This window comes from Streptomyces sp. CB02959 (assembly GCF_002803155.1).
Lineage (GTDB): Bacteria > Actinomycetota > Actinomycetes > Streptomycetales > Streptomycetaceae > Streptomyces.
Genome location: NZ_NNBP01000067.1, coordinates 1 through 12,255, shown reverse-complemented (window position 1 = coordinate 12,255; position 12,255 = coordinate 1). Strand labels below are relative to the sequence as shown.

At 67.8% G+C, this 12,255-nt stretch carries 12 protein-coding genes and 1 pseudogene; 2 read left to right on the top strand and 11 right to left on the bottom strand.

All coding sequences use genetic code 11. The features are described from left to right. Window positions 1-325: pseudogene (locus tag CG747_RS46395) on the top strand (transposase); the annotation flags it as partial. A 308-nt stretch (window positions 326-633) separates the two neighbouring features. On the opposite strand, the gene CG747_RS46390 reads toward CG747_RS46395, so the two are convergent. From CG747_RS46390 to CG747_RS46380, 3 genes are all read right to left on the bottom strand, one after another. Then, window positions 634-1,161: an RICIN domain-containing protein gene (locus tag CG747_RS46390; RefSeq protein WP_180986044.1), complete on the bottom strand. Its 528-nt coding sequence runs from the start codon at window positions 1,159-1,161 to the stop codon at window positions 634-636. Window positions 1,162-1,225: 64 nt separating this feature from the next. Continuing rightward, window positions 1,226-1,474 (bottom strand): DDE-type integrase/transposase/recombinase, encoded by a 249-nt coding sequence (locus CG747_RS46385; RefSeq protein ID WP_180986043.1) that lies wholly within the window; start codon window positions 1,472-1,474, stop codon window positions 1,226-1,228. A 260-nt stretch (window positions 1,475-1,734) separates the two neighbouring features. Then, window positions 1,735-2,244, bottom strand: coding sequence for an RICIN domain-containing protein (locus CG747_RS46380; protein WP_100607890.1), 510 nt, complete (start codon window positions 2,242-2,244; stop codon window positions 1,735-1,737). A gap of 418 nt (window positions 2,245-2,662) precedes the next feature. Here CG747_RS46380 and CG747_RS46375 point away from each other — a divergent pair, with 418 nt between their 5' ends. After that, window positions 2,663-4,879 (top strand): tetratricopeptide repeat protein, encoded by a 2,217-nt coding sequence (locus tag CG747_RS46375; protein ID WP_180986042.1) that lies wholly within the window; start codon window positions 2,663-2,665, stop codon window positions 4,877-4,879. Here the strand turns inward: CG747_RS46375 and CG747_RS46370 are convergent. The 8 genes from CG747_RS46370 to CG747_RS46330 form a co-directional block, all read right to left on the bottom strand. Next, window positions 4,851-5,570, bottom strand: coding sequence for a hypothetical protein (locus CG747_RS46370; protein WP_100607888.1), 720 nt, complete (start codon window positions 5,568-5,570; stop codon window positions 4,851-4,853). The genes CG747_RS46375 and CG747_RS46370 overlap by 29 nt on opposite strands. A 164-nt stretch (window positions 5,571-5,734) precedes the next feature. Continuing rightward, on the bottom strand, window positions 5,735-6,325 hold the full coding sequence (locus CG747_RS46365) for an ATP/GTP-binding protein (RefSeq protein ID WP_100607887.1): 591 nt from the start codon (window positions 6,323-6,325) through the stop codon (window positions 5,735-5,737). Continuing rightward, complete coding sequence (locus CG747_RS46360; protein ID WP_100607886.1) at window positions 6,312-6,677, bottom strand: DUF742 domain-containing protein; 366 nt, start codon at window positions 6,675-6,677, stop codon at window positions 6,312-6,314. Before CG747_RS46360 ends, CG747_RS46365 begins: the two co-directional genes overlap by 14 nt. Continuing rightward, the gene (locus CG747_RS46355) at window positions 6,674-7,075 is read right to left on the bottom strand and encodes a roadblock/LC7 domain-containing protein (protein ID WP_100607885.1); all 402 of its coding nucleotides are present in this window, start codon (window positions 7,073-7,075) and stop codon (window positions 6,674-6,676) included. The genes CG747_RS46360 and CG747_RS46355 overlap by 4 nt, the downstream gene beginning before the upstream one ends. Next, window positions 7,072-9,348 carry a nitrate- and nitrite sensing domain-containing protein gene (locus CG747_RS46350; protein ID WP_257981228.1) on the bottom strand — a complete coding sequence of 759 codons (2,277 nt, stop codon included), beginning with the start codon at window positions 9,346-9,348 and terminating at the stop codon, window positions 7,072-7,074. The genes CG747_RS46355 and CG747_RS46350 overlap by 4 nt, the downstream gene beginning before the upstream one ends. 31 nt (window positions 9,349-9,379) lie before the next feature. Continuing rightward, window positions 9,380-10,387: a hypothetical protein gene (locus CG747_RS46345; RefSeq protein ID WP_180986041.1), complete on the bottom strand. Its 1,008-nt coding sequence runs from the start codon at window positions 10,385-10,387 to the stop codon at window positions 9,380-9,382. 171 nt (window positions 10,388-10,558) lie between these two features. Continuing rightward, window positions 10,559-10,996, bottom strand: a complete 438-nt coding sequence (locus CG747_RS50605) for a hypothetical protein (protein WP_257981227.1) — start codon at window positions 10,994-10,996, stop codon at window positions 10,559-10,561. A 380-nt stretch (window positions 10,997-11,376) separates the two neighbouring features. Continuing rightward, window positions 11,377-11,697: a hypothetical protein gene (locus CG747_RS46330; RefSeq protein WP_100607883.1), complete on the bottom strand. Its 321-nt coding sequence runs from the start codon at window positions 11,695-11,697 to the stop codon at window positions 11,377-11,379. Between the last annotated feature and the right edge of the window lie 558 nt (window positions 11,698-12,255).

Below are 12,255 nucleotides of genomic sequence, written 5' to 3'. Positions count from 1 at the left end.
GGATTCCACCAGCTGGTCAAGACCCCGATCGTGCTCGTGTGGGACCGGCTGAACACCCACGTCTCCCGCAGGATGCGCGACCTCGTGGCCGAGCGTGACTGGCTGACGGTATTCCTGCTGCCAGCCTACTCACCCGACCTGAACCCCCGTCGAGTGGGTATGGGCCCACGTCAAACGCAGCCTGACCAACCTCGCCGTCATGGCCCTGGACCGACTCGAAGCCCTCGTCCGCAACCGACTCAAACGCCTCCAGTACCAGCCCGACACCCTCGACGGCTTCATAACGGGCACCGGCCTCGCCCTCGACATCCCAACGTCACCCTGACCAGCCGAAGTCAGTAAAGCAGGACCGAGCAGGTTGAGGATGGACGCCCAGGCAGCCTTACCGAGGGCGTCAACACGCGAACCAAGCGGATCACGAGACAGATGCACGGCAGGGCCGGGTTCCCCCTGCTCCGCCACCGCATCCTCCTCCGCTGATCACCACACAGCGCTACCACCGATTACGGGACAGAGCCTTTGGCTGGACAGACCCCGGAATCGAAATACCTGAGGTTGAAGATCCTGCGGCTCCTTCTTGGGGAGCCGCAGGATGCGTAGAAGTTACCGCCTCATCTGCGGCCCGCTGTAGTGCTACGGCACGCTGATGACGGACCAATACTGGTCCGGGTAGGGGCCGTAGGGATATATGTTGATGGGTTCGACGTCGGTTCGGGCTCCGGGGACGGACATGGACCAGCCCTGCATGGTAGCCAGTTCTCCGCTGTTGTAGTCGTAGTGCCAGAGCTGCGTGTTCGTATTCCCGTTTGCCGCGTTCACGCCGCAGTACTGGAGCGTAATCTCAGCGGTGCTCCCGGGCACGTAGGTCGCGCACAGGGTGTTGTTCTGCTGAGGCTGAAAGTAGAACCAGCCGGAGTGGCTGCTCGAAGGTTCCTCATACCAATACTGGTCCGGGAAGAGACTGTCGGATTCGCACGTGTACTGGTTGATCGGCGCTCCAGCATAAATCTTGTCACCAGGCACGGACATGCAGAAGTTGGAGTTGTTGTTCTCGACTATGACGCGCCCGCTGGTGGACGCAGAAGCGGCGGCCGTGCTTATCCAGGGCGCAATGAACGTTAGGAGAACGACCACAAGGGCGTACCGCTTGCGGCTTCTCATCCATGCAGCGAGTGTTGTTGACATACGAATCCCTTAAGAGAGAGGACCGTCGGCTAGATCGACGTCAGACTGTTGGCCCTGTCGGCGACTGCACCACGCCCCACCGGGCGCACAGCTGCTGGAACGCCTCGGATGTGTATTCCCCACTGCCGCGGTCCGAGTGGAAGATGACCCCGTCGGCCTGGCCGCCCCGCGTCGCGATCGCCATCTGCAGCGCGGCGCTGACCAGCGTGCTGTCGTGTCTGGGGCCCATCGCGTAGCCGAGGGCGCGGCGCGAGAACGCGTCATGGACGCTCGCCAGGTACAGCTTCACGGTCTTCACGCTACGAGGGGAACCTCAGAGCACCAGTTGAGGAAACGTCGCAGATCCTCATCAGGGTCACAACGACCCGCCTGAACGCACTGGCGGGGACGGGCGAGGATGCGGCCAGAGTCTGCAATGGCCGAGTTCGTGCACTCAATATTGCAACCCGTCAGATCACGACCATGCTGAGGTACTCTCGAATCACAACCGGCGACGGTGGTGATCATGTCCGTTTCGCGGAGAGATCACCGCCGTCGCCAGCCGAGCGGTCAGGATGCGAAGAACTCCTGGTTCAGGTCGCCCCACGCGGGCCATAGCTGGAGCCCGCGGTTGGCGCCCGACGAGTCATAGTCCAGCACCAGGCCGGTGGCAACGTTGACGATCTGGGTCTTCCCGTCGGACAGCCCGTTCAGATACCACTGCGAAGAGCTGTTATTGCAGACGTTGTTCCCATTGGTGACGACCACCGGCGAGGCTTGCTGATTCCAGTTCGGGATAAGGCAGCCGCCATTGGGGACCCACACGAACCGGTACCTCCACCGGCCCGAACCGTCTTGTTGCACGTCCGCGAATGTCCAGTGGTTGGAGTAGCCGTCGCACGCATACGCGTGAACGCTCACCCCCAAGTTCCAGTACGAGTCCGGCCGGAGGCACGGACCGCCACCCCAGGGGGTCCGGAGGTTGAACGTTCCGCTCGCATGCGCCGGCAGGGCTTGCGTTGACAGCAGCACCAGGGCTGCCGCCGGAAGCAGCAGCAGGCGTCGAAGGATTTTGCTCATGGTTGTGCGTCCTCCCGTGAAATCGCGGGGCCACGGGCCCCGTTCACCCCTCCTCGAAGACCTCTACGGCGTCGGCCGAGTCGAGGTTCGATGAACCCGCAATCGTCTGTATCGGCCTTGCGCGGTGTGGCAGGTCCAGGCTGGCAGGGGCGCTGGAGCGCAGTCACGTTTCCCGTACGAATCCGTACAGCCCGCTTGTAGACTCTCCTTGTCAGGAGCACGGCTTCACGGGGGAGTGACCGTCGTGGGTGGGCAACGGGGGACTATGCCGGATCCGGGCAAAGCGGCGGATCTGGCGGAGTTCGTCTGTTTGCTGGGTGAGTTGCGGGCCTGGGCGGGGATGCCGTCGTACCGGGTGCTTGCCAAAAGGGTCGGGCCGCTGATGCGGCCGGCACGGGTTGTCTCACTGTCCACGGTCGTGGACGCTTTCAAGACCGGACGCAGTCGCCTGGACCTGGACCTGGTCGTGGGAATCGTCCGGGCGCTGGGGGCGGACGAACCTGCGGTCGGTCTCTGGCGCACGGCATGCATCAAGGTCCACGGGCTGGCCAGGACCGGCGGCCCAGCCGGGGTCTTCAGTCAGCTACCCACGGATCTGGCGACGTTCACCGGGCGCCGTGAGGAACTCGCGCGCCTGATCGCGGCCGCGACGCAGCATCACGACCGCAGCGGTGCGAACACGGTCGTGATCTCCGCGGTCGAGGGCATGGCCGGGGTCGGCAAGACCCAGCTCGCGATCCATGCCGCCCACAAACTCGTACGCGCCGGGCACTTCACCGACGTGCAACTGCATGTGAACCTGCGCGGCTTCGACCCCGAACTCCCGCCCGCGGACCCCTCCGCGGTGCTGGAGGCGTTCCTGCGGCAGCTGGGAGTAGCCGCGCAGCAGATCCCCGAGAGCCGGGACGAGCGGGCGGCGATGTACCGCGACCGAATGCGGGACCGTCGTGCCTTGGTACTGCTGGACAACGCCGCCACCGAGGACCAGGTCCGCGACCTCATCCCAGCCGGGCCCACATGCCTGGTCCTGATCACCAGCCGCCGCAGTCTCGCCGGACTCGACGGTGCCACCCCGCACCTGATCGACACTTTCACCGAAACCGAAGCACTCGACCTGCTCACCCGGATCGCCGGACACGACCGTGTGGCCGCCGAACCCGAAGCTGCCGCACGCGCCATCGAGTACTGTGACCACCTCCCACTCGCCTTGGCGCTGACCGCCGCCCGGCTCCGCTCCCGGCCCGCTTGGAGCCTGGCCGAACTCGCCGACCGGATGCAGGCCGGGCGTCTGGAGGCGATCAGCGCCGGCGGCCGCGCCATACGCCCTGTGTTCGACGCGTCCTACCAGGCACTCCCGGACAGGGCACAGCAGGTGTTCCGACTCATCGGCCTTCACCCCGGCCCGGACTTCAGCCCAGCGGCGGCCGCCGCATTGGCGGGCATCACCGCCAGCGAGGCCGCCGAGGTACTGGAACTGCTCCTGGACGAACACCTGCTCCAGCAAAAGCGCAGCGGGCGCTTCGAACTCCACGACCTGCTCCGCGCCTACGCCAATGAGCAGACCAACACCATTGACCCTGACCAGGAGCGCCGCGCCGCAGTGCACCGGATGCTGGACCACTATGTGCATACCGCGCACGACGCCGCCCTGCTGGTCGAACGGGGCCGGGACCCGCTGAACCTGCCCCCGCCGCAACCGGGGGTCTCCCTGGAACACTTCGCCGATCACGAGCGGGCACTAGCCTGGTTCACCACCGAACATGCCGTGCTTCTAAACGCCGCAGGCCACGCCGCCGCCACCGGTTTCCACGCCCACACCTGGCAGCTGGCCCACGCCCTCACCACCTACCTCGATCGGCGCGGGAACTGGCACGACCTCGCCGCCGTCGGCAACACCGCAATAGACGCCGCCGACCGGCTGGCCGACCCCCTCGGGAAGGCCATCGCCCGCAATATCGTCGCCCGCGCCCACCGCCGCCATGGCAACTATGAGGACGCCCAGCACCACCTACGCCACGCCCTCGACCTGTTCCGCCGGATCGGTAACCTGGGCGGGCAGGCCGATACGTACATCGAACTCGCCAGAGTGAAGGCATGGCAGAGCCCTCCTGCCATTGCCGAAGCACTTACGCTTGCCCGTCAAGCCCACGCCTTGTACCAGTCCCGTGGCCACCGGCTGGGGCAGGCCCAGACTCTGACCGCCATCGGCTGGTCCCACGCGCGCCTTGGCGACTATGCACAGGCCCTGGCCTGCTGCCGACAGGCTCTGCCCGTCCTTGAAGAATTCGACGACCGTGAACGGCAAGCCCATGCCTGGGACAGCATCGCCTACGCGCACAGCTACCTGGGTCAGCACTCCCAAGCCGCCGCCTGCTACAAACGCGCCCTTGACCTGTGCCGCGACCTCGGCGACCGCCCGCTGGAAGCAGACATCCTCAACCGCTTCGGCGACGCCCACCACGCCGCGCACCACCCCGACGCAGCCCACGACGCCTGGCAACATGCCCTGGACATCCTCACCGAACTCGATCACCCCTACGCCGCCCAGATCCGCGGCAAGCTCGGTCTGTACGGTGACCGACGGGAAAACCCGTACAGGGGGCGCGTCAGAGGCCGGTACGAGCTTGACGTTTAGTACTCCAGTGCGGTGTCGTGATCTGTCCAGCGGGTTCGCTGGCGGTGCGTCGTCGGTAGTGGCTGCGTCGGGCTGTTGCCTGGTGGCGTCTGCGCCAGTTGGACCAGTGCAGCAGCCTGGCCGCGGTGACGGCTGGTGGGTTGAAGACGGCGGCAAGTAGGTGTCGGATCTCCGGGACGGTCAGCGTGATCGGATCGCGGCTGCGGACGAAGTGGTACGTATCTGCGGGCGGTTTGGGGGTCGCGTCGGCTACGAGGGCGGTCAGGAAGGCCAGGGCGAGCATGGCGAGCGTGATGTGCCGGTGCCGTGAGGTCCAGTGCCTGACCTGGTAGTGGTCGAGTCCGACCTGGCTCTTGGCGGCCTGGAAGCACTCCTCGACGCTCCAGCGGGCGCCGGCGACGCGGACCAGTTCGGACAGGGGCACTTCGGTGGGTGACCAGCACAGGTAGAAGGCGAGTTCGCCGGTGGAGCGGTTGCGGCGGATGAGCAGGTGGCGGTGGCTACCGGTGCCGATGTGGATCCAGGCCCAGTCGTAGTAGCGCGGTCCTTTCGCGCCGTTTCCGGCGCTCTGACGGTGCCAGGCCGTGGCGGGCAGGCGGCCGGCGAGGGTGTCGGCGCGGGCGGGAGTAAGGAGCCTGAAGATGACGTCCCTGCTCGCCGTGTCCGGGAACCCGTCCGCGGATTCGCGCACGGCACTGCTGGCCGCCCACCTCGTGCGGCGCCTGTCACTGGCCGGCTTCCCGACGGCCTACCTCAGGGTCCGGGACCTGCGCACCGACGGCGTCACGGTCTCCGCCATGACGGGAAGTTGAGGCGGCCCGCCCCTGCGTACCGCGGGGGCGAGGCGGCCCGGGGTCAGACCGAGGCGGCGGGCTCCGCTCCGGCGATGAGCAGGTCCAGCAGCGACAGCAGGGCGCCGCGGACGTCCGCGCGGGAGCGGGCGTCGAGCATCAGGACGGGGGTGTCCGGGTCGCTCAGGTGCAGGGCCGTGCCGATCTGCTCGGCGGTGTACGGCTGCTCGCCGTGGAAGCAGTTGGCGCCGACGACGAACGGCAGCCCGCGGCTCTCGAAGAAGTCGATGGCCGGGAAGCTGCGGTCCAGCCGCCGGGTGTCCACCAGGACGATCGCCCCGAGCGCCCCCGCCAGCAGGTCGTCCCACATGAACCAGAAGCGTTCCTGGCCCGGGGTGCCGAACAGGTAGAGGACCACGCCGGCATCGGCGAGGGTGATCCGGCCGAAGTCCATGGCGACGGTGGTGGCGGTCTTGAACTCGATGCCGTCGAGGTCGTCGACGCCGATCCCCGCGGCGGTCAGCCGCTCCTCGGTGCGGAGCGGCTCGATCTCGGAGACCGCTTCGACCAAGGTCGTCTTGCCGACGCCGAACCCACCCGCGATCAGGATCTTGACGGGGGACTCTTCCTGGGCGCTTGTGTCATATCCGGGCAAGGTTGTCCCTGATTTTCATGAGCAGGTGGACATTGGAGGTTTCGGTCGCTCTCAGGGGCGGCCGGTGATGGATCAGACCGCGCTCCGCCAGCTCGCTGAGCAGGAGCACCATCGGGGTCAGCCGCATGTGCATCCGCGCGGCGATCTCGGCGACGGCCCGCCCGTTCGGCGGTTGGCACATGGCGAGGATGGCCTGCCACTCGGTGGACAGGCTGCCGTCGGCATCCGCCGCGACCGTCGCGGTGATCAGGGTGTCCATGGTCAGGGCGACGCCGGGTGCGGTCGTCCGCCCGTCGGTGAGGGCGTACAGCCGCGCCCGCCGCCCCCTGCCGGGCTGCTGATCGGCGGTCATGACGACGTGGGCGCCGAAACCCGCTCCGGCGTGCCGAGCCACTCACCGAGCGCCTGCGAGGCCCGGACCACCTCGCCGCCCAGCTCCCCCAGGCGCGCCTTGCGCGAGGTCACGACGATGAGCGTGCTGCCCTCACCGCACCCCACGATGCAGAGGTACCGGTCGTTCATCTCCACCAGCTGGCGGATGACCCGGCCGCCGTCGACCTCCCGGGAGATCGCCTTCATGGTGGCGGCGATGCCGGAGGACGCCGCGGCTATCCGCTCTGCCTGGTCCCGTTCAAGTTGGTACGCGCTGAGCATGATGCCGTCGTTGGACAGCAGCACGGCGCCCTCGATTCCGGCGATCCGGCTCAGATTGTTGTCGAGGATGCTGTAGATCACGTCGTTCGTCGTCATGACTTGTCCCGTCGGAGCTCGATTTCCACTGTCTCGGTGCCCTGCTCGTAGTCCGCCCAGGCGTCGGCCACCTCTTGGGGCGTCTCGGTGTCCTGGCTGACCGGTTCCGAGGCGCGGCGTTCGCGGAGCTGCTGGGCGATGTGCGTCTGCGGTTTGCGCTCCGGCAGGGGCGGCGGGGCGGAACCGTCGCCGGGTGGGGTGCGTACCGCCGCCGGCGCCTGGCTCGGCTGACGGCGCGGCAGCCCGGCCGCGGCGGGGGCGGGGGCGGCGGGGCCCGGGTGGAGGGTGAGTTCGGGCTTGCGCGCGTTCCGGCGGTCCGGCGCGGGGGTGCGCGGCGGCGCCGCATCGGGCGCGGCGGCCGGCTCGCTGCGGAACAGGTGCTCGGCGGGAATGATCACGATGGCGGAGGTCCCCCCGTACGCCGAGCGGCGCAGGGTGACCCGCGCCTTGAGCTGGTCGGCGAGGTGCCCGACCACGAAGAGGCCGAGCCGGTGGGCGTTCTCTGCCAGGACGGAGTAGGGCGGGGCGGCGTGCAGCCGGCCGTTCATCTCCTCGTAGCGCTCGGCGGCCACCCGCGGGCCGCGGTCCTCGATCTCCACCGACAGCCCGTCCGTGACGAGTTCGGCCCGGATGGTGACCTTCGACGCCGGCGGGGAGAACCGGGTCGCGTTGTCCAGCAGCTCGGCGAGGAGGTGGCTGATCGCGCTGATCACCCGCGGTTCGACGCTGACCTCGTCGAGGGCGATCCGCTCGATCCGCCGGAACTCCTCGACCTCCGCGGCGGCCTCGCGCAGCAGGTCCGCGACGCGCAGGGGCTCGACGTGCGGGTCGGGGATCTCGCCGCCCGCCAGGATGAGCAGGTTCTCGATCTGCCGGCGCATACCCACGGTCAGCTGATCGGACCTCATCAGCTGGGCGAGCAGTGACTCGTCGTGGCCGAAGGTGTCCTGGAGCTCCTCGGTCAGGCTCAGTTGGCGGCTGACCAGGTTTCCGGTGCGGGACGCGATGCCGGCCGCGAACATGCCGAAGCCGCGGCGCTCGTCGGCGAGCTGCCGGTGCCCTTCGACGGACACCGCGACGGATCGGGCGAACGCGTCACTGATCCGGCCGACCTCGTCCCGCTCGTGGCTCTCCGCCGGCAGCACGTCGGCGTTGATGCCCTGACCGCGCTGCAGCCGGTCCACGATCTCCGGCAGGGTCTCCTCGGCGACGGTGACGGTGCGTTCGTGCAGCAGGGCCAAGCGGCGCAGCACGGTGCGCGTGGTGAACACCACGACGGCCACCACGAGCAGCAGCGCGGCGGCGCTGATCCCGACCATCCACCCGAGGGCATCCTCCAGGTCCCCGGCGGTGGCTTCGGCGTTGCCGATTATCGCGCGCATCTGTTCGGCGTTGAGCGCGGTCACCCGCGGTACGAGCTGTGCGTACACGGCCGACCAGTCGTGCGTCACCCGGGGCAGCACGATGCCGCCCGGCACGACCTGGTGGTCGGCGACGGCCGTGTCCTCGATGCGGACCTTGGTCTTCCAGGCGTCCGACGACTCGATCTGCGCGAGGGCCTGCTGCCCCTTTTCGGACAGATACGGAACGATCGACGAGACGTGCAGGAACCGTTGGGCTCCCACGGCGTCGGTGAACTCGCCGAACTTCACCGCGCTCAGCTTCCCGGTCGCGCCGGCGGCGGCCAGGATGGCGTCCTCGCGCGCGAGGACCTCGGTCGCCTCGATCAGGGCGAGCACGGGCCGGCTCTGCTGGCTGAGCGCCGCGTCGTCCAGGTTGCTGAATTCGGCGAAGATGCTGATCAGACGCGCGATCACCCCGCCGTAGTAGGCGGTGGTCCGGTCCGCGCTGCCGCTGCGGACGTCGGTGCGCTCGCGGTTGGTGTCGAGCTGCGCCAACTGCTTCTGTGCATCACGGACATATCGTTCGGTCTGGTCATTCGCGTGCGGGATCGCGGAGTCGGCCGCCTGTTGGAACGCGGCCAGCGCCCGGTCCGTGGCCGCGCGCCGACCGCTCAGGTCGGCGCGCGAGACCGACGCCCCGGCCCAGCGCGCGGCCGCCGCGCTGCGCTCGGCCTGGAGCGCGGTCATGAGGTCGTACAGGGGGGCGCCGATCCGCTCGGCGTCCGACACGTCGGCGCGCAGGTTCGCGGACTGCTGGATCAACCGGTCAGCGGTGAAGGACACTTGGGCGCCCATGGCCACGGTGGGCACCACGGCCAGCCAGATCAGCAGGGTGCGCAGCCGCACCACGCCCCGTCGCCGATTTCTCACGGTCTTGCGCTGTTCGTCGGGCCGTGGGCCTTCAGGGTCTATGGATGTCATCAGTCCTCGTGGGCGGAAAGGGGGAATCAGAACACCAATAGCGGTTCGGCGGTTCCGCCCGGGAAGGGGGAAGACACCGGTCCGGCATCGGCAGGCCGCGGGGGGTGCCGATCATATCCAGCCACCAAGTGAAGGGTAGAGGTTGCCCCGACAGGCAGTGCCTGATAGATGGCGGCGCTTGGGCGAGGCTCCCGGCCCGGTCGACGAGTTGTGCCGGGCTCACCTGCCCGGCACGCTTCTCGATGCTCCGCAGCGTCTTGGGGGCGTCAGGGGGGAACTGGCCGCGGCTCTGAAGCAGGGCGTAGGCGAGTCGAGTGTGGCTTGTGGAGTTCGGCGTGGCCACCAACAGCAGTTCGAGGACATCGCCGGCCACGATCTCGTCGATGGCGCCGCCCTTGGCCGCGAGGATGCGGGCCAGGGCCTTGAGCGCCTTCGAGGTGCGCCGCTGGTCCGGTTGTCCGGGCATGCGGGCGTTACGCAGTGCAGCGAATCCTCTGGGATCGCGGGCAGCTTCGATGGCCTCGCGTAGGTGGGGCGACAGGTTGCTGGCGAGCCACGCCATGCTGGGGCGGATGACATCGGCGCAGACCAGTGCCAGCAGCCCGGAACCGAGCCCCGCCTTCTGCGGTTTCCTGCCGTGGGCGATTCCCCAGGCAAGGGGGGCCTCGGTCCAGCCAACCGCGGTGGCGGAGCCCGGGCTGGTGTTCCAGCGTTGCTGCCAGGTCTCACCCTCGAAGGTCTCCAGCCATCGCAGCAGCAGACGCGCACCGACCATTCGCATTGAGTGGGTGGAGTCCTTGCCGTTCTTGAACGGCGGCTGCTCCAGCCTGTGGAGAACCTCGTCGCGGGATGATCGGGTGATGGCCCAGTCGGTTCCCGGGCTCCGTGGCGGAAACCTCTGGAGATAGGCATCGATCTCTCCGCCGGCCAGGCTCCTCGCGGCCCGGGCCGATGGGGAGACGAGGAGAGGGGCGGTGGTAGTGGCCACCCGGGCCTCCGGCCGAACAGGACGTCGAGGGAGTCGCGGTTGTAGGCCGGCGCGGGCGGGGCCGGAGGCGGGTTGTTGCGCTTGTGCTCCTGGCGGGAACGGTGTGCGAGACCTGCCGAGATCACGTCGTCCCTGGTGGGCCGGTTGTAAATGTCCAAGGTGGACAGATGCTTATGGCCGAGGATGTGCTGGACGTAGACCGGCGGCATGTTCGGGTCGTCGAGCATCAAGAATGGCGCCGTGTGCCGCAGGTCGTGAAGAGTCCAGTTGGCGCCCAGGAGCTCGTTGGCGCGGTTGAACATCATGGACCCCAAGCTCGTCGCCGCCGCCTTCGGCATGGACCCGCAGGCCACCTTGGTCGCGGTGCGGCTCGATCTCTGCCCATCGCACCTGGTTCAGCCTCCGGCTGGCCAACTCCGTGAACCAGCTCTTGAGCAGCTTGGCCCAGTCCACCTCGCTCATCGGCGGCCCTCCCGGAGTGATCCCGGCCGCCTCCGCCGGCGACAGGTACTTCCTGATCGTCTTGCGGTCCACCCGCAGCGAGGCGGACACCTGGCTCTTGGACCGGCCCGCGTACCAGTGCACGTAGATCTCGACGATGTCGACCACGGTGAATGTTCTCCTTGCCATCCGGTGCGTCCGTCGGCCTCTCGGCTCGCAGATCGAGGGACCTCGACAGCTCAGAGAGGCCAGGACCCTCACCCCGGGCACCGGCATGCCCATGGGGAACCCGACCGATTCGCAAGGAAGATCTAAAAGCTTCGCAAACTAACTGAAACGGGGAACATCAGGCTAGTTCGAGCATGGTCAGCGGCGCCATCGACGGTCAGCGTCCCCATGGGGACTCGTGACCACAGGGGTGGGGAATTGACTGACGCCGATCATGCAGATCGTGGGGAATTGTTTGACCGTCGACACTCTCGAGCCTTCGAGCAGCGGCCAGCCCTGGCAAGGGAGCTGCCGGCCGCTGCGGCGTCTACGGGGTGGATTTAGGCGCGCGCGTGCGTGTACTTGGCGTGGCACTTTTCGTACGGCACGTGCCGGCCATCCGGCGACTCCCGCATCCACTGGTACGGAATCCGGGGCTCTTCACCGCCGCTGCACTCCCCGCACCATGGGGCAAGACCGCCCGAAGCCTGCTGCTGCGGCAGAGGCACTGGCTCGACGCGATGCCGCTTGAGGCGCTTGATCCGATGCGGCAGCACCCGCGACGTGACGATCACCTTGTCCTTCGGGTCTTCCTGAGTCAGCAGCAACTCGAGGTAGTCGTCCAGTTCGTGGTCGAGGCTGTGGACGTAGGAGGCCGGCAACGGGGCGATGGCCCGCGCGTCGGGCAGGCTCTGCTGCCACTTCCCGCGAAGGGTCTGTAGCCAGTCTCGAGCCGCCGCGATCTCCTCGACGGCCGGCTGGTAGTCCGCAGCCTCAAGGGCACATGCCGCGGCGAGCCGGTCGCGCTTTGGTGCCCTCCCCGTCTGGGGGAGGAGTTACCTCCTCCTACCGCCGGGGGGAGAGAGACGCAGATTCTTGTCCGATGGTTGAAGTCGTCAACCGCTCTGGCGCTGTCGGGCATGCGAACGGCCACCCTCCGTGACGGGGTGGCCGTGGTGTCGCCAGGCATCAAGCGAGTAATGAAGATGGGATGACCAATCGTGCCCGCTCGTAGAGTTCCCGTGCAGCATGGTTCTTGAGGTAGGGCCGAATACAGGTCAGCATTTTAGACATGCTTTGGTCGCATTGCCCTGATTGCACCTGTGGGTAAATCTCTACAGCGCCACCCCATGTAGAACATGCCGCTTCAAGGTGGCCGACTTTTAGCTGGCGTTCCGCCAGCATGGACAGATATCGGACCCTAGCCTCGGGCTTTCACG